Origin of the sequence: Spirosoma sp. KUDC1026 (genome assembly GCF_013375035.1) — a bacterium.
Lineage (GTDB): Bacteria > Bacteroidota > Bacteroidia > Cytophagales > Spirosomataceae > Spirosoma.
On the sequence record NZ_CP056032.1, the window covers coordinates 559,940 to 582,023 of the forward strand.

The window sequence follows — 22,084 nt, forward strand, 5'->3', positions numbered from 1 at the left end:
AATGAAAAAACTTCTGCTCTTTGGCCTGTCTGTCGTTCTGGCAACCGGCTGCTCCAGTGGTGACGAGAAAACCAAAGCCGTTGTTAGCGAACCCGTTTACACGCTCGTTTTTCTGGACAAAACCCGCAGCGTTGACGTCAATCAGGCGTTCGTTGCTGGAAAATACAAACAGGCCCTTTCGGATATTATTGATCAGAACATCCGTCGAAAGGGCGACAAACTGGAGATCTATTATATCCACGAAAATACCTCTAAAGCCCGCGCACTCTCCTTTACGGCCCGAACAGAAATGGAAGATGTGAGCAGCGCCAGCCCCACCGACCGCGAAGCCGCCCAGACCGAGTTCGAACTGATGCTAAAACGGGAAAAAGCCACCATCCGGCAGCGCGCTCTACAACAATTGGCCGAAGAAAATGAAGGAGCGTCCAACCAGTCAACGGATATATGGGCCAGTCTACCCGTTATTACAAAGGCTAGTGAGACGGGCGCTACGGTGAAAGTTTATTATCTCAGTGATATGCTGGAGAGTGTTAAAGCCAAGCCCGGCAGTGAAGAGCTTCGTCGGGATTTTGAGGTTCAGCCACCCCAGAGCAACGCACAGGCCGACGACTGGGCCATGGCCGACAAAGAACAGCTAAAACGTTATGCCATCGGCAATCCGGACATTACTATGATCCTGCCTTTCGCCCCCAATGCCTCCGCCAAACAGAACAATCCCGCCGTTACGCAATACTGGGAGACGCTATTTACCGAGCTAGGCGCAGCCAGCATTGAGGAACGCTAGTTATCTACGGCGTAACCCGCTCGTCCTTACCGCTTTTTTCGGCTTCAAATAGGGCGTTAGCCCGAATCCGGTAGCCGTAACATTCATCAAAGCCCGAAAAATCGCTGTGGAGACAGTGGGATGTCAGGATCAGGTCTTCGTCTTCACGCCGAACGTCCAGGTAGTGAAACATGGGTTTATAGTACGACGCCAGGTCAGGCAGGCGGGTGGGTGACGTATTCATTGGCTGACGCAGGCCACCGCCCCCGCCAATTACCAGAAACTCTTTGCCTTCGAACTGGAACCGCTCAAACGCGTGGGAGTGACCCGTTATAAACAGCCGCGCTTTTTTCGACTTGATGTAACAGGGTACGAATCGTTGCTGAACCAGTTTCGACGAGCCAACCAGCTTGCTGTTCGAGTAGGGGGCGTGGTGACACGTAACGATTACCACTTTTACGTCCGGGTTCTCGTCCAGGTCTTTCAGGGTCTGCTCGTACCAGGTCTGCTGTTTTACCATATCCGCCACCGACAACGTAGCGAAATTTGAATTCAGCATAATCACCGCAATGTGATCCGTCATCTGCACGTAACCCGTGTGCACGTGTTCAGGAAATCGGCGCTGAAAGTTGCGAGCACCCTTTCTGGGGCGTCCCATTACGTCATGATTCCCCATAATGGCATACACCGACGTACCAAACTCCCGGCATTTCTCCAGAAATCGGTCAATCATTGGCCATTTGTCATTACGAAACCCCAGCGAAACAATGTCGCCCAGCCAGTACAATACATCAGGACGAATCCGCAGGATTTCGTCAAAAATTGTCTGCGTTGCTTTTGTGTTCTGATGGGTACGTAGCACCAGCCGTTCTACGAACATAGGTGCCTGGGTATCACTAAGGAAAAGTATCTTCGCTTCCGGATTTTGCTCGCTCATATCGTAATCACCTTATCAATCATCGGAGTGCTACGTCATAGGGTCTCCTAATGTACATAACCATTTTTACCACGAAAAGGCCCGCCAAAGCAACTGAAGTTGCAGTGAAAAGTCGGCATCCTGTGTAGCGGTTGCGTTTAGCCACTTCAGTTCAGTTGCAACTCGCACCCGTTTACCAACGGGCTGAACGTATGAACCAGCGACCATCCAGCCGATGCTAAGCTCCTGCGCATCGACGATTCCCTGATAATTGAGTCGGGAATTGATCAAATACGCGCCCGTACCGCCCGTAATGGCCAGCCGCCGGGCCAGACTTCGCTCAGTGCCACTCAACCAGGCCAGCGGCATTGAAAACACCAGCAGCATGGGTACCCCTGATACGTAAACCCGCGCCCGTTCCCCATTCACCCGCCCGCGGTAGGAATACAACGTCGTCCAACCGGTTTCGATACCCGCCCGCAAGCGGTGATCCGGGTACCACATCGCCCGAATGGTAAGTGGCCCCCCCAGCGGCCATTATGCGTTTGTTCGAGCGTAGTCGGAATACCAATGTGTTTGGGATAGTAGGAAATACCCCCGCCCACCGTGATCACCAGATTATACGGTCCCCGTTTGGCACCCGTCGTATCGACGTGGGGCGAATACTGTGCCTGACTGGAAAAACTACTACCGAACAGCAGTAACCCCAGTAACATAGCAATGAATGGCTTCATAGGATTATTGGGCGGTGTAATGATAATAGGCAACCACGGGCGAATAATTGGACAGAATTCCATTGAATTTTCCCTCGCCGATAAACCGCTCGATGAACTGTGTTTCGTCCAGTGTCCAGACAAAAACAGAGCGTCCTTCAGCTTTCATGGCGTTTACTTCCTCCGTCTGCGGCCCCAGAGTCCAGCGGGGTGCCCAGATATTGGCGCCCAGCCCACGCGTTGTGGCCGTATCCAGTTCGCAGAGAATGGGCGTATTGGCTTTATTAGCTAACCCCTGATAAGCGGCAATGGCCTCAGTGCTGGGAAGGCCAATCACAATTCGCACATTACGTCCGGCCTGTCTTGCTCGTTCGTTATACCGTTGCTGCAGCGCCTGTACGCGGGCCATCGGGCCATCGAATTTGGAATCCAGCCAGACAAAATCGAGTGCTGTATTCTCGACGATAGTTTGCAGGGCCTGCTCCAGCGTTGGAATTTCCTCCCCGTTAATGAGCCGCACAAACGTCTTCAACTGCTGATAGGTATACTGATTGATCGTACCACTTAGCCCGTTCTTCTGTACCAGCCGCAAATTCAGCTTGTTGTCATGGTACAAGACCGGCACACTATCCCTGGTGTATTGAACGTCCAGCTCTACACCGTGAGCACCCAGCCGCGAGGCCAGCCGGATGATCCGGAGGGAGTTTTCGGAAGCACTCAGTAGGTCGGACGTACGCCCCCCTCCCCGGTGCGCAATCACTTCGAACGGTTCCGGATTCAGTGGACGAACGTAGGTCAGCGTCATTTTTTGCTGGGGAGAGCCCGTACCCGTGTCATAATACCCATCCAGCACCAACGTGTCGCCTTCCAGCGACTGACCCGTATAGGGTTGTAATTGACCGTTTCGCTTAGCTTTTAAGGTAAAACGAGCGAGGCCGGTATCCTCGTTTACCAGCTTCCGCCAGAAACCGCTGACAGCCAGTGAATCGGCCTGCTGATTGATTTCCAGGCTGAAAAAACCGGCTCCCACGCCCGAGAAAATAGATAGCGAATGAACCGTATCAGCACCATCGTGGGTGTATGTCCAGCGCAGCGCCACCTGATCACCGAACCGGTCGGCCCCTTCCGATACGGCATACACACCGTTAACCGTATTCCGAATCGCAGGCGTGAACCTGCCCGATCCGGGTTTGTCCGAAAAATCATAGGGAACGGGAGCTTCGTACTCCGTTCGGCAACTCAATGCAATGGTGCTTACAACACCCAGAAGTAGATAAAACCAGGCTCGTTTCACAGAATAAAATTAAAAAGTAATTGTGGGTAAAACAGGCTGCGGTCGAACGTACTGTACAAGGACCAGAATTGCCAGTTAAAGCGGGAATAAGCCGCGCGGAGCCCAATTGATACGTGCTGCTGCTTATAGAATGGCTGTTCGAGCATGAACGTAAAAGCAAATCCGTTGCCGCGCCAGCCCGGCGTTTCTACGACCAGTGCTCCCGCGGCCGATCGGTAATACACATCCAGAATAGCTTCAGCCCGAGCCGAAATCTGTAATTCGCGGGTTAATCGATAACCTAACGAGGCATGGGGGAAATTTTGCAGCCCGTAGGCTTCGCTGTCGAAGACATTTTTAATCTGTAGGGTGCCGAACCAGCCCGCAAAGTCGTCGCCAACGGCAACAAACCACCGGTTGTTGATTGGCCTTGCCCAGCGGGCACCCAGGGCCAGGTTGCTTTGCAGAAACTGCGTCTGTACACGCCCGGTCAGAAAAAACTGGCGGGATACCCCTTTCTGGATGTTGAAATCAATCGCGGGGAGCGCCAGACGAATCTCTTCTGTCAGTTCAGGTGGCGTTGAAGTAAACACGGCTCCCAGCGACATGCGCCACTCGCCCGGAACAGGGGCTTGCGGAAAATAGATAGCCGGCTGCCGGTTTATCGTATCCTCCTGCGCCACGGCCTGCCTGCTAAGCAAGCTTGTAAATAATATAACCCAAATCCCTACCCTGTAGAAAGTTTCCACCGAACTGTTTCTGCGTGAATGTTAGATGCAGTAAACTGTAGTACACCGGATTATGTTCTTTTGGTCTGGAAAAACAAAAAGGCCACTAAAATTTAGTGGCCTTTTTCTAGTAGCGGGAGCTGGACTCGAACCAGCGACCTTTGGGTTATGAGCCCAACGAGCTACCAACTGCTCCATCCCGCGATGTTTGGTTTGCAAAAGTAGAAAGAATATTTCAAAAAGCAATACCTTTGTAGAAAATATTTTTCTCGCCCGTCCGGAAACGATTTTGGGCGCAGATGAGTTAGCCCCTAAAGCCACTGTAAATCAAGCAGTGGGATCACCTACAAATGAATACACCTTCTATTGAGAATTTTCCGGCTGATCACAAAGCCGGGTTCGTCAGCATTGTTGGGAAGCCCAACGTCGGCAAATCGACCCTGATGAATCAGCTCGTTGGCGAGCGTTTATCCATCATTACATCCAAAGCGCAGACTACGCGTCACCGCATTATGGGTATCCTGAACGGTACGCATAATGGCCAGGAATTCCAGCTCGTTTATTCCGATACACCGGGCATCATTAAACCGCAGTACAAACTTCATGAGTCGATGATGAGCTTTGTGCGCGGTTCCATTGAGGATGCCGACGTTGTCCTGTTCGTCACGGACATTTTCGAGCAACACGATGAAAACGATGTAATTGCCCGACTGCAAAAATCGGAAGTACCCATCTTTCTGCTGATCAATAAAATCGATCAGGCTACGCAGGAACAGGTCGAAGAGAAAATTGTGTACTGGCAGGAAAACTTCAATGCCGAAGCCATCATCCCGATTTCGGCATTGAATGGTTTCAACATCGATCAGGTTTTTGACGGGATCATCAACCGGCTACCGCAGCACCCACCGTATTTCCCCAAGGATGAACTGACCGACAAACCCGAGCGCTTTTTCGCGTCGGAGATCATTCGGGAAAAGATTTTCCTGAATTACAAAAAGGAGGTGCCGTACAGTAGCGAGGTCGTCATCATTGGTTTTAAAGAAAAAGATGACATCATCGTCATTCAATCGGAAATTCTGGTCGAGCGGGCCACGCAACGGGCTATCCTGCTGGGCGAAGGTGGTAAAATGATCAAGAAAACGGGCATTATGGCCCGCGAAGAGCTGGAACGCTTCTTCGGTAAAAAAGTATTTTTAGAACAGTTCGTCAAAGTAGAGCCCGATTGGCGCCAGAAAGAGCGTATGCTCAAGCGGTTGGGCTATGACGAATAAAAGGAATAAGGACAACCGGAACAAGGAGAAAGGTTTGTACCTTCTGCCTGTTCCTTTCCCCCTTACTCCTTTCTCCTTAATAAAATCATGGCAAATATTGTTGCAATCGTTGGTCGCCCGAACGTGGGCAAGTCGACGCTATTCAACCGCCTGACGGAACAGCGTCAGGCCATCATGGACAACCAAAGTGGTGTTACGCGCGACCGGCATTACGGTACGGCCGAGTGGAACGATAAGTATTTTACGGTCATCGATACGGGTGGCTATGTTGTGGGGTCCGAAGACATTTTCGAGGAGTCGATCCGGGAACAGGTCGAGATTGCCATCGAGGAATCAACCGTTTTGCTGTTCGTTGTTGATACAATGACCGGGCTGACGGGGCTGGACGAGGATTTTGCGAACGTACTGCGCCGGAGTAAAAAGCCGGTATATGTCATTGCAAACAAAGCCGAAACGACCGAGCGTGCCCAGAGTGCGGCCGAGTTTTACGCGCTTGGCCTAGGCGATCCCTATCCTGTTTCGTCGCAGACCGGCACCGGTACGGGTGACCTGCTGGACGAAGTCATCAAACATTTCCAGACCGACGGCGTCGAAGATCCCGAAGCGGGTATCCCCCGAATTGCTATTCTGGGTCGCCCGAATGTAGGAAAGTCGTCGTTCCTGAACGTATTGACGGGCAAAGACCGAAGTATTGTCACAAACATTGCCGGTACAACCCGCGACGCCATCAACACGCGGTACCGGGCCTACGGTAAGGATTTCATCCTGACTGACACCGCTGGTATTCGACGCCGGGCACGGGTCGACTCCAACGTTGAATTTTATTCGGTCCTCCGTTCGCTTAAAGCGATGGAAGATTCTGACGTATGTATCATTCTGCTGGACGCCACGCGGGGTCTGGAAGCGCAGGATCTGAATATTATCGGTCAGGCGGTGAAGGCGAAGAAAGGCGTGGTTATTATGGTGAACAAGTGGGATGCCGTGGAAAAGGATCATCGCACTGCCGACGTACTTCGTAAGGAAATGATCCAGCGGATGATGCCGATTGACTACGTCCCCATCATCTTTGCGTCGGTGCACGAGAAACAGCGGATTTTCCAAGTGATGGAAAAAGCGATGGAAGTGTACGAGAACAAGGGCAAGAAAGTATCGACCTCGAAACTGAATGAGCTAATGCAACCCGAGATTGAGCGCTTTCCCCCGCCGTCGGTCAAGAGTAAAATGATCAAGATCAAATACATGGTGCAGTTGCCAACCCCCTCGCCTACGTTTGTCTTTTTCTGTAACTTGCCGCAGTACGTTCAGGAATCGTACCAACGATTCCTGGAAAACAAACTCCGGTCCCATTTCGGGTTTGACGGGGTGCCGATAACCGTCTATTTCCGTCAGAAATAAACCAACAGACTCATACCAGAAACCCTCCCAGTTCGGAGGGTTTTTGTTTATAGCAATGACTCAGCAACCCACCCGCGCTCAATACTGGCTAGGTGCCTTTCTGGTATTCCTGGCGGCTTTCTGCTTTGCCACGAAGGGTATTCTGATCAAGCTGGCCTACCGGTACCCCATCGACTCGATTTCGCTACTTACGCTGCGGATGCTGTTTGCGCTGCCTTTCTACGTCGCTATTGCCTTGAATTTGAGTCGGAAACTACCGCCCGCCAAGCTCACCGCCAATGAGTGGCTGGTACTGGCGCTGCTGGGCATTACGGGCTACTATTTCGCCAGCTTTTTTAACTTTCTGGGGCTGGTTTACATTACTGCCAGCCTTGAACGGATACTGCTGTTCGTTTATCCCACGTTTGTTCTCCTGCTCAATGCCCTGGGTGGCTTCGGTCGGCAGACCGTTCGCCCAACGAAATTACAGCTTGTTTCGCTGGGGCTTACCTATGCTGGTATCATGCTGGCCTTTGTCGGCAATATTGAGACTTCGGCGCAAAAGAACGTAGCGCTGGGGGCTTTCTGGGTTATTCTAAGTGGACTGGTGTATGCGGCGTACCTGGTGGGCAGCGACCGGATGATTGACCGGGTGGGTGCTCAACGTTTTACCTGTTACGCCATGATAGCCGCTACAATACCTACGGTTCTACACTACCTGGTACAGCATGGATTCAGTCTAGGTAGTTATCCGGAACCTGTTTACTGGCTGGGTATCAGTATGGGCATTTTCGTGACTGTGCTGCCTACGTTTATGATCGCTGAGGGGATCAAACGGATTGGATCGGGTAATGCGTCGATTGTAGCGAGTGTAGGCCCTATTTTCACAATTTTCCTGTCCACGTTCGTCCTGCACGAAACCATCAGCCCGGAACAGATCATTGGTACGCTGCTTGTTCTGGTGGGCGTATTTCTGATCGGCTGGCGCGGAAACCGTAAAAATACGGATACAGAGTAAGCCCACTAATACTTACCAAAACAACACCTTATAGGGAGAAACCTGCCTTTAGATAAATAAAAAACACCACTAAATATTTTATTATCATATATATGTAAAGTTTCCTACTAACTTTCACGACACTCACACCCAAAACCCAAAGCGGTATGGCAACGGAAAAAGCTACTGACGACGAGAAACGTATTGATAAGGCAGCTTACGTATTGAAGGCTGTTGCGCATCCATTACGCATTAAAATCATTCAAATGCTGAATGATAACAAGGAGTTAAATGTCTCTTCTATCTACAAAAACTTGAACGCAGAACAATCACTCATTTCGCATCACCTGATTAATATGCGCGATAAAGGAATCCTTGACATTCGGCGCAGTGGCAAAAACATTTACTATTTCCTGGTAGATAGTGCCGTTTCTGATGTAGTTGAGTGCATTTATAAAAGTAAGATTCTGAACTAGTTGACTACGTTAGTTTGTACCTGCTCGTACTAACCCATAAAGACTAGTTTCACCGTCTAAAAAGACCTCTCCTAGGTGCGTTAACCATTGTTAGAATGCACACGCCCGAGAAGAGGTCTTTTTTATATGCAGTATTACTGTCTGACTTGTCAAAGGCTACCGTTTGCTGATTTTGTTGTGACTCACCTGTCGCTGCCGGGATGATTTGAAACGGGAATCGGTTACCGCCGACAGGACCGCATGCTTGGTGGCCCGCCCTTGAACTCGGGCCCGCCATCGGCGCCAGCCATTTGGCGTTAACTGCTGACGCATGATGGTAATGACAGCTGACTCCGACAGGCCAAATTGACTTTGAATAGCCTCAAAAGGAGTTCGGTCCTCCCAGGCCATTTCAATAAGCCGGTCCAGCTCACGCTCAGTGAGGGTGGTGGATGATGGTTGTTGTTTCATACTTCGTTAACTCCATGATCAGCTAACTGGTTAACAGATATCCTCAAGCCGTTTCCGGTTTGACCTGACCTAGCCTGTTTCGAATATGAAAAGACCTGCTTCCTGGCCCGGCATCATCGTAATGCTCAACAACAGGAAACAGGTCTAGTATCACCAACGGCTAGAAGCTGAAGTCAGTTTACATATCGTGTTAATCAAATAAATGACCCGTTTTGTAAGTCGGCACTATACCTAGATGGATAAAGGCCCGCTCGGTCACTTCACGCCCTCGCGAGGTACGTTTCAGAAAGCCCTCCTGAATGAGGAACGGCTCATATACCTCTTCAATCGTTTCGGCTTCTTCGCCACAGGCCGTGGCAATGGTCGATAATCCAACCGGCCCGCCCTTAAACTTCTCGATGATCGTCGTCAGAATTCGGTTGTCCATTTCGTCCAGCCCGTTCTGATCGACATCCAGCGCACTTAGGGCGATCTCGGCAATGTCGACGTTGATGTAGCCATTACCTTTTACCTGCGCAAAGTCACGAGTACGGCGCAGCAGGTTATTAGCAATACGTGGTGTGCCCCGGCTCCGGCGCGCGATCTCGTAGGCACCCGACTCATCGATGGGCGTTCCCAGAATGGCCGACGACCGCTGTACGATATTTGTCAGCAACGTAGCGTCGTAGTATTCCAGACGGCAGCTAATGCCGAACCGGGCTCGTAACGGTGCGGTCAGCATACCAGCGCGGGTTGTAGCCCCAATCAACGTAAATGGGTTAAGCTTGATCTGCACTGTCCGGGCGTTAGGTCCCGAATCGAGCATAATATCAATCTTGTAATCCTCCATCGCCGAGTACAGATACTCTTCCACAATGGGATTGAGCCGGTGTATTTCGTCGATAAAGAGGACATCGTTCGGCTGCAGGTTCGTGAGCAGACCAGCCAGATCGCTGGGCTTATCCAGTACCGGCCCGGAGGTCATCCGGATATTAGCCTGAAGCTCATTAGCCACAATATGAGACAGCGTGGTTTTACCCAGCCCCGGAGGGCCATGTAGCAGTACATGGTCCAGCGCTTCACCCCGTTGCTGGGCCGCCCGGACAAATACTTCAAGATTTTCGAGGACCTTGGCCTGCCCCGTGAAGTCGGCAAACGAAAGGGGACGGAGCGCCCGTTCGATCTCCTTATCCGTTGTGGTCATGCCGTCACCACTCCCTTTTAAAATGTCGTTTCGCATAATCGTTCTTGGGGAGAATCTGGCCGAAAACAGCTTGTTTTAGCCGAAACGCTCTCTTCAAATTTACGAAATTTTACCGACAAAAACACTACCTGACCAGCAGTACAGACCCCCGTTTTATCAGGGTCCCACGGTCGGGAAATGACTGACTTTTATAGCTGATAATATACGGATAGAGCATGGGCGGATAGAGTACCCCCCGGTACGTTCCGTCCCACTTCTGCTCGGGATTGGTACTCTCAAAAATGATCTCTCCCCAGCGATTGTAGATCCTCAACTGATAATCGGTGATGTACGAAGCGAATACCTCCAGCAGATCATTCTGGTTGTCGTTGTTTGGCGTAAACGCATCCGGAATATTCAGCCGGGGTTCACACAGATCGACAACCAGTGCGGCTCCCGTGGCCGTACAACCTCTTGGATCAGTTACGATGACTTCGTACCTGCCAATCTGATTGACCGTAACGGTTCCTGTTGTGGCGTTCAGGCTGGGCCACCTGTAGGATAGATTTTGTCCACTAGCTACCAGCTGCGTCTGGCCATTGTCCCCTACACATAAGGATGCATTCGGGGTTAAATTGAACGCGGGTGGATTAGGCGGCACCAGGGTGAACGCGCTGTCCGCTTTACATTCATATACCGTATCCGTAGCGCTCACCGTGTACGTACCGGAAGCCAGGTTCGTCTGTACGTTGGTCAGCGACGAAAGCGGGGTTCCATTCTGACTCCAGCTGTAGGTGTAGGACCTGACGGGCGTGGGCGTGACTTCGATACTACCATCGGCCAGCGTACAGGTCAGCGGATTTGTGAGCCGGGCGTTGAGCGTTATCTTCGGCAGTTCCCGCACCTGAATCGTGTCCGAGTTTTCGCAGGTTGCTCCATTCAACGTAAAACGTCCGACCACGCTGTATTGGCCGGCTGACGTCACCGAAATCTGGCGAGTCGTTCCGCCATTGCTCCATTGAAATTCTGTCCAGACATTTTGCGGTACCCGGATGCTGACCGACGACCGATAGCAGAACAACGTATCAGGACCCAGATCGAGTGAGGGAGCAGGTCGAATCTGAACCCGAATCGTATCGCTCTGAAAACAGCCGCCATTGGCCGCATAGCCAATAACGTAATAATAGCCTGGCCGGGTGAGCGTAATGGTTTTCTGTCGACCTGCAACAGCGCCGTTAACCAGCCAGACATACGTCCTGGCCGTTACTTTCAGATCAAGCGTCAGCCCCCGCCGGTTACAGACAATGGTGTCCCCCCCCAGCTGCAGGGCGGGTGGCGTCTCCACAATCGTGATGGTATCGTTGATCGTTGTATCCTTACAAATTCCCCTCTGACTGGTCTCTGTAACAATCCGGAGGCTGACTATGTAATCGCCCGCTTGTTGGTAGGTATGTAACTGGGGCTGCAGTGCCGTTGTCGAAACGGGTTGCGAGCCATCGCCAAACAACCAGGTATACGTCTCTTTTAATTTCTGGCAGTTTGGACTGGCCTGGAATATTGTCGGGGATCGGGCGCAGGTATCAGCATACGTAAAACCGGGTCCACTCGACTGATCGTTGAAATTGGACACCAGGTTGGGCAAACCCAGCTGACTGGTTTTTCCGCCCAGCGACTGACCCGCCGGGTTAAAGATCAGACTGTCGAGCAAACCACCATTCGGATTCTCAATCGTACCCAGCGACGTACTGCCCTGGACAGCCACATAAATTCGCCCATCCGGGCCAATCTGCACGGAACCGTATTGCCTGGTGGTGCTACTGTCGACCACCGTTCGGGAGAGATTTACCAGCGAGTCGGGCTGGTTCAGATCATACTTGAGGAGATATGACGCGCCCTTCTGACTTCCATCAGAATTAGTATCGGCCAGCATAGTGACGTACAGATTCTTGCCGTCCGGCGAGAACTCGACTCCATACGCTTTGGGGGGAGCCGCCCCCAGGTCAACCGTTCGAAGAAACGTCATTGTCCCTGTCGAATCATTGAACGTAAACAGATCGACGGAGTTTTTGGGGGGTCCCGGCACGACAACGGCCATGGGCCGGTTGCCTTCGTTGCCGCTGGTCGTATCAGCCGGTCCAATTTTGATGTATCCCTCGGCGTTGGTGAGCGAGTCCAGCGTCTGCCCGCCACTAAAGGTCGTCACGGTCGGCACAGCGTCTTCCGTCAGGTGACGAATCTGAAACTGGTTCGTGCCATACACCCGTGTGATTACCCAGTACGTCGAATCACGATCATTCCGCACCGACGCCGACTGCTCTGTACCTGCGCTGGTTACAGGGATATTTTTCTGCGTAACAGCCCCTTTACCACCGTTCTGCCGCATATCAACAATGCTGTAGGTCAGTTGCTTGGTGCCGTTGATTTCCGAGGTGGTATAAACATAATACAGGTACTCGCAGCCTTTACAGGTTGGCTTCGGCACGATCAGCGCCGACTGCGTTGATCGCTTGTTCCCACCCAGTGGAATCTTGGTGGCTGTAGCCGACGAGTCCCGCGGATCGAGCGATTTCAGAGGCAGGCCGTCCTTATCGAAGATCGTTATCCCGTCGGTGTAAAACAGCAGAATACCTTTGGTGTTGGCGATGGATGACGACCCTTCAATCGTGCTCAGTTTTCCATCGGTGATGGCCTGCGGAGTGCCACCTCCGCTGAAATCCAGTCCGGCGTTCTGACCGAAATACCATTTTACCCCCTGCGATTCTTTCTTTTCTCCGCAGACATCAACGTTGATCCGGTTCTGGGTCGAACAACCGGTTGCGGGATCAATTACTTCGACGGAATAACAACCCGAGCTATCGACCTGGATACTCTGGGTCGTCTGGCCTTTAGGATACCAGAGAAAGTTTAACCCCGATTGTGCGGGTCCGCCTGAGTAGGGATCGAGCGTTATTCGTTCACCCTGGCAGATGGTCGTATCCGTTTTCCAGTTTGAGAATGAGCGTGGTCGCTCGTACACCTGAAAATTGCGTGATACCGTCTGGTTCTGCCCGTTGATCGTTCTAGTCAGTGTAACGGTATAAGTCCCGGCAGTTAAATAGGCATGCCGGGCGGTGGAATCACTACCCGTTACGGTTAACGTAGGGCTGTTGTCCCCAAAGTTCCAGATCCGGCTGGTTACGCCAGTCCGGATGCTATCCGTAAAGACCACCTGCGAGGTATCACAATCCTGGTCAGGTACACAGGTTTTACCACTAATTTTTATTGTTGTTGATGATGTGCTCTGCGACCAGGCCATTGGTATCCCTGCCAGCAACAGCAGTACGGCCCAGAGCCCGATTATTCGGATGCACTTGGTAGAGATTCCCATGAAGATAATTTGGCTAAACCCGCTCTCTCAAATTCGTCCCTCAGCATAACATCAGCGGGAGCATTACGTTAGTATAAACGAAGTCGATTCCCGAAAATTTTATCCTGGAAAGGTCCATAAATGGGCTTTTGCGTAACTATTTTTATTGATTATTCGGTTAGTTGCTTCTTATCCTTTGTTGCTGCCGATTGATCACTGGAACCGGCCCGGTCTTTGCTCCTACTCGAATCATGATTAAGAAATACCTGTTCATTCTTTTTGCGATCAGCCTGGGGCAGATTGCGCTGGCGCAGGACCCTCAGTTCACCCAGTTCTATGCCGCTCCGCAGTACTTAAACCCGGCTTTTGCCGGTTCGGCGCTGGCTCCCCGCGTAACCGCAAACTACCGGAACCAGTGGCCTGCTATCACGAACTACGTAACAACTATGGTGGCCGCCGATTACTACTTCGATCGGGTGAACAGTGGCGTTGGTCTGTTGATTCAAAACGACAATCAGGGACAGGGTAATATCCAGTCTACCGATATTGGGTTACAATACTCATACCAGTTTCAGTTAAACGAATCGTCCTTTGTGCGGCTGGGCTTACAGGGCTCGTATGTAAACCGGAACGTGAACTATTTTGGTCTGACTACCGGCGATCAATTTAACGAGCAGGGGTTCATTTCGGGCAGTGTCACTAGCGACCCTACCCTGCTGGCGGGTTCGCCCAAGAATAAATACCTGGATTTTTCAACGGGTGGCCTGCTCTACTCCGACTGGTACTGGGTGGGGGTATCGGCGCATCACATCAACCGGCCCAGCCAGTCGTTCTTCGTGGAAGGATCGGATCGGTTACCGATAAAAGGCAGTATTCACGCGGGCCTGCGGATTCCGCTGGCAGGTTATACTGGTCTGGCCGATGAGATGGATCGGGAAATCAGTTTCTCGCCGGTTATTCTTTACAAATTTCAGGGTCGCTACGATCAGCTGGATCTGGGGGCCTATCTGACGTACTCACCCATAACGGTAGGCGCTTACTACCGCGGTATTCCATTCAAAAAGTACGATCAGACGATCAACAACCACGATGCTATTGCGTTACTGGCTGGATACCGGGTTGATAAGTTTTCAATTGGCTATAGCTACGATGTAACCATTTCGACGCTTGGCAACAGCGGAGGGTCGCACGAACTTTCCCTGTCGTATATTTTCGAGAAACCGGAAGGGCGTCGGGCCGGCGTCCGGCGCCGGGACAAAAAGCTCCCCTGCCCCAAATTCTAACCACTTTTACGCAGCAATATCTTTGGCCACCAGTTGCACGGTGTAGCGGCTTTTCTGCTCCAGCAACAGCTTCTTTTCAGTCAGCACACGATCAATCGTGCTCTGGTCGTAATAGCGAATGGTAATCAGCTCCAGCCCATCGTTGTAGTTCACCCGAAAACTTTCCTGTAGGTGCTTCAGCAAGGCAGGAATACGGGCCGGGTTGTTATCGACAACCACCGAAAAGCTAATCGCCGTGTTCTGCATCAGGTTGATTTTGACGCCAGCCTGCGCAAACTGCCCAAAAATGAGGCTTAGGTTTTCTTCGGCAATAAACGAGAAGTCATTCGGGTGTAGCGAAATCAGCACCTGATCGATCTTGAAAATGAATGACGGCGTGTCCAGATGACGTTCATAATCGCCGATTGCCGTTCCCTGTTCTTCCGGTTTTACGAAGGAGCGGACGTAAAGCGGAATCGACTTGTTTTGTAACGGCTTGATCGTCTTGGGATGAATGACTGTGGCCCCGTAATAAGCCAGCTCAATGGCATCCTGATACGTGATTTTAGGCAACAGTACGGTTTCGTCGAACCATTTGGGGTCGGCGTTGAGCACGCCAGGTACGTCTTTCCAGATCGTTACGCCTGTTGCGTTCAGGCAGTAGGCAAAAATAGCCGCCGTATAATCCGATCCTTCCCGACCCAAGGTAGTTGTCAATCCACCAGGTGCCTGGCCAATGAAACCCTGAGTAATGATGATTTCATTGGGCGAAACGCTTTCGCGTATACGTTGCTCCGTTTCTTGCCAGTTCACCCGCCCTTCCCGAAACGTAGCATCCGTACGAATTAACTGACGTGCATCGACCCAGCGTACTGGAACACCCGTCTGTTTCAGGTACTCAGCAACGATCTGGGTTGACAAGATCTCCCCCAGCGATACGATCTGATCGTAGGTGTTATCGTAGGTCTCGTCTGGAATTTGATCCAGAGACTTTTCAAGTTGCGCGAACGTCTGGTAGGCGTCAGTAAACGAGCCGCCCAACTCCTGCATGATGCTCTCATGATACGTACGCAGCGTCTGCAGCTGCGTTTGAATAGCATCGGCCTGCTGGCTCCTATATGCCTGTACGAGCCTTTCCAGCGCATTGGTCGTTTTTCCCATCGCCGATACGACAATGACACCCGCGGGAAGTTGTTTCTGCACAATAGAAGCCAGATTCCGCACGCCAGACGCATCCTTAACGGACGCCTCGCCAAACTTGAAAACGTTCATAGCTTAAAATAAAGAGCGAGATGACGAATGAGTGAAAGAGCGATTTGCTGACACAAGCAACTGATCACTCTTTCACTCATTCGTCATCTCGCTCTTTGTATTAAATCGTGACTGTTCGACCCGTGTAAAGCAATTCACGGACGGCGTCGGCAATACCGGCGGGGTCGAAACCACATTCGCGGTGGAGTTCAAGCTGTTCGCCGTGCTCGATAACGGCGTCCGGAATACCCAGCCGCTTCACACGAGCCATGTAACCATGATTAGCCATAAATTCGAGTATCGCGCTGCCGAATCCTCCCATCAGGCAGCCGTCTTCTACGGTCAGTACCCGATCAAAGCGGCTAAAGATTTGATGTAATAGCTCTTCATCCAGTGGTTTAACGTAACGCATATCGAAGTGAGCAGGGCGGACGCCTTCTTTTTCGAGTAGCTGTGTGGCCTGAACGGCGTAATTGCCAATATGCCCGATGGTCAGGATGGCTACGTCCTCGCCATCGGCAATCATACGCCCTTTGCCAATTTGCTGTTGTTCAAACGGCGTTCGCCAGTCGGGCATGACACCTTCGCCCCGCGGATACCGGATTGTAAACGCCTGTTTTCCTTTCTGCACGACGTCCGACTGGGCGGTATACATCATGTTACGTAGCTCCTGCTCATTCATGGGAGCGGCTACGATCATATTTGGCACACAGCGCATAAATGCAATATCATAGGCACCGTGGTGCGTTGGACCATCGGCACCGGCAAAACCAGCGCGATCGAGACAGAACACAACAGGTAATTCCTGAATACAGACATCGTGGATTACCTGATCGTAAGCCCGCTGCATGAATGTCGAGTAGATATTACAGAATACTACTTCGCCCTGCGTAGCCATCCCCGCCGAGAACGTAACAGCGTGCTGTTCGGCAATGCCCACGTCGAACGCGCGTTTGGGCATGGCTTTCATCATCAGATTCATCGACGATCCCGACGGCATAGCTGGCGTTACCCCAACAATGCGCGTGTTCTGCTCGGCCAGTTCAACCAGCGTCTGGCCGAAGACATCCTGGTACTTAGGCGGCTGGGGCGAGTCGTAAACTTTCTTCTGAATGACTCCGGTCACCTTATCGAACAAGCCGGGCGCGTGCCATTTGGTCTGGTCCTTTTCGGCGGGGGCATAACCTTTGCCTTTGACGGTCAGCACATGCAGCAGCTTCGGCCCCGGGATGTTTTTCAGGTCTTCCAGCACACTTACCAGATGATCGATATCATGCCCATCAATGGGGCCAAAGTAGCGTAGATGTAAAGATTCGAATAAGTTGCTCTGTGTCAGTAACGACGATTTCAGGCCGGTTTCGACTTTGGAGACAATTTCCTGCGCGCTTTTGCCGAAGGTGCTCATCTTACCCAGCAGGTTCCAGACTTCGTCTTTGACTTTATTGTACGTCTGCGACGTAGTAATGTCGGTCAGATACTCCCGCAGCGCCCCCACGTTCGGGTCAATGCTCATGCAGTTGTCATTCAGCACAATCAGCAGGTTTGTATCCGTCGCTCCGGCGTGGTTCATGCCTTCAAACGCTTCACCCGCCGTCATAGCTCCGTCACCAATAACAGCGATATGATTGCGCTGCATATTGCCCTGTAACTGAGACGCTACGGCCATACCCAGCGCTGCCGAAATTGACGTTGACGAATGGCCAACCCCAAAGGAGTCATACTCGCTTTCTTTTCGCTTCGGAAAGCCGGAAATACCTTTGTAGAACCGGTTGGTATGAAACTTCTCTCGGCGGCCGGTCAGGATTTTGTGTCCGTAAGCCTGGTGACCCACATCCCAAATCAGTTGATCGTCGGGAGTATTAAATACGTAGTGCAGAGCAACGGTCAGTTCGACAACACCTAATCCTGCGCCGAAATGCCCGCCAAATACGGAAACATCATCGATAATAAACTGACGAAGTTCATCGGCAACCTGGGGCAGACGGGATTTATCGAGTTTGCGAAGATCGTCGGGAGTGTTGATGGTGGCTAGAAGACTGCCGGGGGTAATCAGCATGATCGGTAGCGAGAAGCGTCTGTCTCCACATCAACCATTCTCGAAAAGACAATGTTTGCATAGAGCCGCCCCTCATTATTTCATACAACGAAAGTACACTAATTTCAATTCATTTACTGAAAATCAGAAGCCCTCATTTGCCTGACAGCCGCCAGACAGAATAAGGGCTTCGTTCATTCATTATGCTTACGTACTGCCGGACTTATCAGATTTATGTGTCTGAACCAGCTAGTACCATTAATTCCGCTGACTGGCCCGGAACAGTTTCTGCTTCTCTTCGCGCGTCAGGCTCTCGTAGCCGGAACGTGATATCTTATCCAGGATAGTATCGACTTCGTCTTGATTAGGTGCTGACGACGAGGGTGTCCCACTAGCCGCCGAGGCATATGTACTTGTCGTGGTGCTGGCGTTGCTCCGCTGACGATAAGACACTTTTACCGGTGGTTTAGGCTTGGTCAGGTTGCTTATACTATCAACCAGCCAATAGATAGGTTTTCCTAAATCAGTACCGTTCTGCAGCAATTTTACATAAGCGAATCCCAGTATTGCCCCGCCCAGGTGCGCCAGGTTTCCTCCGGCATTAGGCCCCGCTGATTGAGCAATAGACAGAACGATAAAGAAGAAGACAATGTACTTGATGCGGACCGGCCCGAAGAACAGCAGATGAAATGTATAGTTCGGCAGCAACGTAGCAGCACCCATTGCTACCGCAAAAGCGGCCGCTGAAGCACCCAGCATCCGAGCGGCTTCGATCTGGTTCTGAAAATAAGGCACCAGATTATACATGGCCAGGTATAAAATACCGCCCGCCAGGCCCCCCATAATGTACAGCCCGATCAGTCGACGACTACCCAGGTATTCATCAATCAACCGCCCGAACCAGAACAGGAACAGCATGTTGTACAGAATGTGAAATATATCTTCGTGGGCGAAGGAATACGTCAGCAGCGTCCAGGGCTTATGCAGAAAAGCACTAGCAGAACCCGGTATCATGACCTGCGCCAGCAGAAAATCATAGACACCTCCCTGCTGGGCCATAGTAAAGCCAATTTTCGCCACCAGCAACACCAGAAATACAACCGTATTGACCAGAATTAACTGCACCAGCGTATTATTGGGCTTGCTGAATTCGCTTCGAAAATCGTCGAATAACCCGCTCATTATTAATAGAATGTTTTTCGTTGTGAATTCCAGTACTTCACTAGTATAAATGCAAACAGCATACCACCGATGTGCGCAAAATGAGCTACGTTATCGGATTGCGCCTGATAGACGCCTGAATACAGTTCGTAAGCCCCGTATATTAAAACGAGGTATTTGGCTTTGATTGGTATTGGTGGGAACAACAAAAATAGCTGAGTGTTTGGAAACAACAACCCAAATCCCATGATCACACCAAAAATCGCGCCTGAGGCCCCAACCATCGGTTGACTAATCTGTTCGCCGTAAATTTTGTTTACGATTCGCAGCGTATACTCCTTAGTCTGAGCATCGTTCGGCATCCGCTGAAATTGATCGATCACAGGTTGTAACCGGTCGTACAGGGACGACGCTTCACTATCGATAAACGATAGAAAGCCATCTGGTGTTGGATTGGACCGATACTCCAGCACGGCTTCATATACGTCCCGCATCTCGATATAATTGATCCCGGAGAACAGGAGTGCGGCCCCTATGCCCGTAAAAAAGTAAAAAAACGTAAACCGGCGTGGCCCCCAGAACTGCTCCAGCATGGGTCCAAAAACAACCAGCCCGATCATGTTGCTGAAAATATGGCCAAAACTGCCATGTAGAAACATGTGGGTGATAATCTGCGTCGGATTGAATGATTCAGACAGAAATGAATGCAACCCAAACTGTTGAATCACGTTCTCGTCTGTCACAAAAAATACCAGTACGTTTATGATCAGTAGAACACGAACAACCGGGGTAAGTGAAAACATTTTTATTGACCTAATTTATCGTTTATTAACTAAACTTCAGCGAAAAAGTCCCGCAATCTTATCCAGCGACAATAAAACCGTAACGGGCTCACCGCCTGGCGTATAACTTGGGTTTGATGACGCAAACAACTGATCGACCAAGGCTTTTCGTTCAGGCGTACTTAACCGCGTAACGTGCCTTGTCGACGAACGGCGGGCCAGTGACCGGGCCATCGAGTCGGCTTTGTCGAGTTTAAGCCGTCCCGTGTCCAGCCGCAGCTGAGCCAGCAGGTTAGCAAACAATTCTTCCTCGTTTTCGCCGGTCGTTAACATAGGAACACCGCGCACGATGAAGGTGTTTGCACCCAGTTCATCAAATTCAAAGCCAAGGCTGTTCAGCTCCGACCGTAAATCGAGCGCAAGCTGAAAATCGACGGGGGTTAGACTGATCGTCTTAGGAAAAAGTAACTGCTGTGACGCCCCATTCCGTTTCGTCAATGAGGCATGAAACTGCTCATAGAGAATCCGTTCGTAGGCCCGTCGCTGGTCAATCAGCAGCATGCCGGATCGTACGGGAGCCAGCAGATACCGATTCTGCACCTGCACAATATTTTCGTCATCAACAATAATCGGCGTTTCCTGGTTGGCACCTGTCGTTTCGGTCTGCAACTGATTTACCCGGCTACCTAGTGTAACGGGTTCAGTTTCTGCCCCATTCTCGGGCAGGGCAGGCGTCTGCACTTTGGCGGGTCCCAGCCAGTCGCCGGTAACGGGCTTCTCAGTGACGGATTCTTTCTCCTTTTTTGCAACACCTTCATACAAGCTTTGCCAGTTATTGACGGACGGTTTACGGGGAACGTCGAAACTGTGTGCCGTTGCCTGATCCAGCGCGTTAGTCTGGAGCGCGCTACGTTCTGGCTTAGCGGCTGGCGTGCTGGCAGCCGACGAGCTTACTGCCCAGGATGGCGTTACCGGTTTCGGCACGTCTGATGAACCCGACTTGGGAGCACTACCACCCCGCCCCCCCGACAGAAAATTCACGTCCGAGTCAAAATCAAGCGATGGCGTCAGATTATATACCCCTACGGCTTTACGCACCGCAGCCATCATAATGGCGTACACCGACCGTTCGTCGTCAAACTTGATCTCTGTTTTAGTCGGGTGAATATTGATATCGATGTGCGACGGGTCAATATCGATGAACAGGACGTAAAACGGATGACTCCCTTCCGGCAGGGTTCCTTCGTAGGCCCCTACTACAGCATGATGCAGGTAGTTATGTTTTACGAACCGATTATTCACAAAAAAGAACTGTTCGTTCCGGGTCTTGCGAGCTGATTCCGGTTTGCCGATGTACCCCCGAACCGTAACGTAAGGCGTTGTTTCCTCGCAGTGGTTCAATTGCTCCCGGTAGCTCTTACCAAACATATCGATGATCCGACGGCTGAGTTTTCCGGCGTGCAGGTTGTAGATTTCCTGATCATTATGAAACAGCGAGAAAGCAACCTCCGGATTCGCCAGCGCCACCCGCTGAAACTCGTCGAGAATGTGCCGCATCTCGACCGAGTTGGACTTCAGGAAATTACGCCGGGCGGGTACGTTGAAAAACAGATTCTTTACCAGCAGGTTTGTTCCCGGCAGGCAGGAAATGGACTCCTGAGTTTTAATATCTGACCCCTCAATCCGGATTAGCGTACCTAGTTCATCATCGGCCCGGCGGGTGCGCATCTCAATCTGGGCAACCGCAGCGATTGACGCCATCGCTTCGCCCCGGAAACCCATCGTTTTGATTCGAAACAGATCGTCTGACGAACGAATTTTCGACGTAGCGTGCCGCTCGAAGCTCATACGGGCATCGGTTTCGGTCATACCGACCCCATCGTCGATCACCTGAATCAGGTTCCGCCCAGCCTCCCGAATGATTACCTGGATCGATTTTGCCTTAGCGTCTACCGAATTTTCAAGTAACTCTTTCACCACCGACGCCGGACGCTGTACGACTTCACCAGCAGCAATCTGATTGGCAATCGAATCAGGCAGGAGTTGAATAACGTTTAACATAACGGGAGAGGGTACTGAAATTTAACTTCGCTGTAGCAGACAATATACGAAGAAAACAGGCGC

The 22,084-nt window shown here is 51.3% G+C and carries 19 protein-coding genes and 1 tRNA gene; 6 read left to right on the top strand and 14 right to left on the bottom strand.

Features of this window, described 5'->3' with window-relative positions; translation table 11 throughout:
• The first annotated feature begins 1 nt into the window (after position 1).
• Positions 2-784 carry a hypothetical protein gene (locus HU175_RS02425; RefSeq protein ID WP_176565069.1) on the top strand — a complete coding sequence of 261 codons (783 nt, stop codon included), beginning with the start codon at positions 2-4 and terminating at the stop codon, positions 782-784.
• Between the two features lie 4 nt (positions 785-788).
• Here the strand turns inward: HU175_RS02425 and HU175_RS02430 are convergent, their stop codons facing one another.
• The 6 genes from HU175_RS02430 to HU175_RS02450 all read right to left on the bottom strand — a co-directional run bounded on the left by HU175_RS02430 (position 789) and on the right by HU175_RS02450 (position 4,597).
• Positions 789-1,700 (bottom strand): metallophosphoesterase family protein, encoded by a 912-nt coding sequence (locus HU175_RS02430; protein ID WP_176565070.1) that lies wholly within the window; start codon positions 1,698-1,700, stop codon positions 789-791.
• A 66-nt stretch (positions 1,701-1,766) separates the two neighbouring features.
• Positions 1,767-2,129: a hypothetical protein gene (locus tag HU175_RS24745; protein WP_228724297.1), complete on the bottom strand. Its 363-nt coding sequence runs from the start codon at positions 2,127-2,129 to the stop codon at positions 1,767-1,769.
• A complete protein-coding gene (locus tag HU175_RS24750; RefSeq protein ID WP_228724298.1) occupies positions 2,105-2,413 on the bottom strand; it encodes a hypothetical protein in 309 nt (102 codons plus the stop codon). The genes HU175_RS24745 and HU175_RS24750 overlap by 25 nt, the downstream gene beginning before the upstream one ends.
• Positions 2,414-2,417: 4 nt before the next feature.
• Positions 2,418-3,686 carry a glycerophosphodiester phosphodiesterase gene (locus HU175_RS02440; protein ID WP_176565071.1) on the bottom strand — a complete coding sequence of 423 codons (1,269 nt, stop codon included), beginning with the start codon at positions 3,684-3,686 and terminating at the stop codon, positions 2,418-2,420.
• The gene (locus HU175_RS02445; protein ID WP_228724299.1) at positions 3,683-4,366 is read right to left on the bottom strand and encodes a hypothetical protein; all 684 of its coding nucleotides are present in this window, start codon (positions 4,364-4,366) and stop codon (positions 3,683-3,685) included. The genes HU175_RS02440 and HU175_RS02445 overlap by 4 nt, the downstream gene beginning before the upstream one ends.
• A 158-nt stretch (positions 4,367-4,524) precedes the next feature.
• Positions 4,525-4,597 (bottom strand) — tRNA-Met (locus HU175_RS02450).
• Positions 4,598-4,743: 146 nt separating this feature from the next.
• Between HU175_RS02450 and era the strand changes: the two genes are divergently transcribed.
• The 4 genes from era to HU175_RS02470 all read left to right on the top strand — a co-directional run bounded on the left by era (position 4,744) and on the right by HU175_RS02470 (position 8,511).
• A complete protein-coding gene (era, locus tag HU175_RS02455; protein WP_176565072.1) occupies positions 4,744-5,664 on the top strand; it encodes a GTPase Era in 921 nt (306 codons plus the stop codon).
• 87 nt (positions 5,665-5,751) lie between these two features.
• Positions 5,752-7,059: a ribosome biogenesis GTPase Der gene (der, locus tag HU175_RS02460; protein WP_176565073.1), complete on the top strand. Its 1,308-nt coding sequence runs from the start codon at positions 5,752-5,754 to the stop codon at positions 7,057-7,059.
• A gap of 55 nt (positions 7,060-7,114) precedes the next feature.
• Complete coding sequence (locus HU175_RS02465; protein ID WP_176565074.1) at positions 7,115-8,056, top strand: DMT family transporter; 942 nt, start codon at positions 7,115-7,117, stop codon at positions 8,054-8,056.
• 146 nt (positions 8,057-8,202) lie between these two features.
• The gene (locus HU175_RS02470) at positions 8,203-8,511 is read left to right on the top strand and encodes an ArsR/SmtB family transcription factor (protein WP_176565075.1); all 309 of its coding nucleotides are present in this window, start codon (positions 8,203-8,205) and stop codon (positions 8,509-8,511) included.
• Between the two features lie 156 nt (positions 8,512-8,667).
• Here HU175_RS02470 and HU175_RS02475 read toward each other — a convergent pair whose 3' ends face one another.
• From HU175_RS02475 to HU175_RS02485, 3 genes are all read right to left on the bottom strand, one after another.
• A complete protein-coding gene (locus HU175_RS02475; RefSeq protein WP_176565076.1) occupies positions 8,668-8,961 on the bottom strand; it encodes a TIGR03643 family protein in 294 nt (97 codons plus the stop codon).
• A gap of 190 nt (positions 8,962-9,151) precedes the next feature.
• A complete protein-coding gene (gene ruvB / locus HU175_RS02480; RefSeq protein WP_176565077.1) occupies positions 9,152-10,180 on the bottom strand; it encodes a Holliday junction branch migration DNA helicase RuvB in 1,029 nt (342 codons plus the stop codon).
• 88 nt (positions 10,181-10,268) lie between these two features.
• Positions 10,269-13,490, bottom strand: a complete 3,222-nt coding sequence (locus HU175_RS02485; RefSeq protein WP_176565078.1) for a PKD domain-containing protein — start codon at positions 13,488-13,490, stop codon at positions 10,269-10,271.
• A 230-nt stretch (positions 13,491-13,720) separates the two neighbouring features.
• Between HU175_RS02485 and HU175_RS02490 the strand changes: the two genes are divergently transcribed.
• Positions 13,721-14,752, top strand: coding sequence for a type IX secretion system membrane protein PorP/SprF (locus HU175_RS02490; protein WP_176565079.1), 1,032 nt, complete (start codon positions 13,721-13,723; stop codon positions 14,750-14,752).
• Positions 14,753-14,758: 6 nt separating this feature from the next.
• Here HU175_RS02490 and HU175_RS02495 read toward each other — a convergent pair whose 3' ends face one another.
• From HU175_RS02495 to mutL, 5 genes are all read right to left on the bottom strand, one after another.
• Positions 14,759-16,003, bottom strand: a complete 1,245-nt coding sequence (locus HU175_RS02495; protein WP_176565080.1) for an aspartate kinase — start codon at positions 16,001-16,003, stop codon at positions 14,759-14,761.
• 100 nt (positions 16,004-16,103) lie between these two features.
• Entirely contained in the window at positions 16,104-18,038 is a 1,935-nt protein-coding gene (gene dxs, locus HU175_RS02500) for a 1-deoxy-D-xylulose-5-phosphate synthase (RefSeq protein ID WP_176565081.1), read from the bottom strand.
• A gap of 237 nt (positions 18,039-18,275) precedes the next feature.
• A complete protein-coding gene (locus tag HU175_RS02505; protein WP_176565082.1) occupies positions 18,276-19,199 on the bottom strand; it encodes a rhomboid family intramembrane serine protease in 924 nt (307 codons plus the stop codon).
• A gap of 2 nt (positions 19,200-19,201) precedes the next feature.
• Positions 19,202-19,981, bottom strand: a complete 780-nt coding sequence (locus HU175_RS02510; protein ID WP_176565083.1) for a rhomboid family intramembrane serine protease — start codon at positions 19,979-19,981, stop codon at positions 19,202-19,204.
• Positions 19,982-20,017: 36 nt separating this feature from the next.
• Entirely contained in the window at positions 20,018-22,021 is a 2,004-nt protein-coding gene (gene mutL / locus HU175_RS02515; RefSeq protein ID WP_176565084.1) for a DNA mismatch repair endonuclease MutL, read from the bottom strand.
• Positions 22,022-22,084 lie beyond the last annotated feature (63 nt).

Bases quoted from the DNA above. Each gene is read 5' to 3' on its own strand.
- HU175_RS02425 (WP_176565069.1), top strand. From the start codon at position 2: ATGAAAAAACTTCTGCTCTTTGGCCTGTCTGTCGTTCTGGCAACCGGC.
- HU175_RS02430 (WP_176565070.1), bottom strand. From the start codon at position 1,700: ATGAGCGAGCAAAATCCGGAAGCGAAGATACTTTTCCTTAGTGATACC.
- HU175_RS24750 (WP_228724298.1), bottom strand. From the start codon at position 2,413: ATGAAGCCATTCATTGCTATGTTACTGGGGTTACTGCTGTTCGGTAGT.
- era (WP_176565072.1), top strand. From the start codon at position 4,744: ATGAATACACCTTCTATTGAGAATTTTCCGGCTGATCACAAAGCCGGG.
- der (WP_176565073.1), top strand. From the start codon at position 5,752: ATGGCAAATATTGTTGCAATCGTTGGTCGCCCGAACGTGGGCAAGTCG.
- HU175_RS02465 (WP_176565074.1), top strand. From the start codon at position 7,115: ATGACTCAGCAACCCACCCGCGCTCAATACTGGCTAGGTGCCTTTCTG.
- HU175_RS02470 (WP_176565075.1), top strand. From the start codon at position 8,203: ATGGCAACGGAAAAAGCTACTGACGACGAGAAACGTATTGATAAGGCA.
- HU175_RS02475 (WP_176565076.1), bottom strand. From the start codon at position 8,961: ATGAAACAACAACCATCATCCACCACCCTCACTGAGCGTGAGCTGGAC.
- ruvB (WP_176565077.1), bottom strand. From the start codon at position 10,180: ATGCGAAACGACATTTTAAAAGGGAGTGGTGACGGCATGACCACAACG.
- HU175_RS02485 (WP_176565078.1), bottom strand. From the start codon at position 13,490: ATGGGAATCTCTACCAAGTGCATCCGAATAATCGGGCTCTGGGCCGTA.
- HU175_RS02490 (WP_176565079.1), top strand. From the start codon at position 13,721: ATGATTAAGAAATACCTGTTCATTCTTTTTGCGATCAGCCTGGGGCAG.
- HU175_RS02495 (WP_176565080.1), bottom strand. From the start codon at position 16,003: ATGAACGTTTTCAAGTTTGGCGAGGCGTCCGTTAAGGATGCGTCTGGC.
- dxs (WP_176565081.1), bottom strand. From the start codon at position 18,038: ATGCTGATTACCCCCGGCAGTCTTCTAGCCACCATCAACACTCCCGAC.
- HU175_RS02505 (WP_176565082.1), bottom strand. From the start codon at position 19,199: ATGAGCGGGTTATTCGACGATTTTCGAAGCGAATTCAGCAAGCCCAAT.
- HU175_RS02510 (WP_176565083.1), bottom strand. From the start codon at position 19,981: ATGTTTTCACTTACCCCGGTTGTTCGTGTTCTACTGATCATAAACGTA.
- mutL (WP_176565084.1), bottom strand. From the start codon at position 22,021: ATGTTAAACGTTATTCAACTCCTGCCTGATTCGATTGCCAATCAGATT.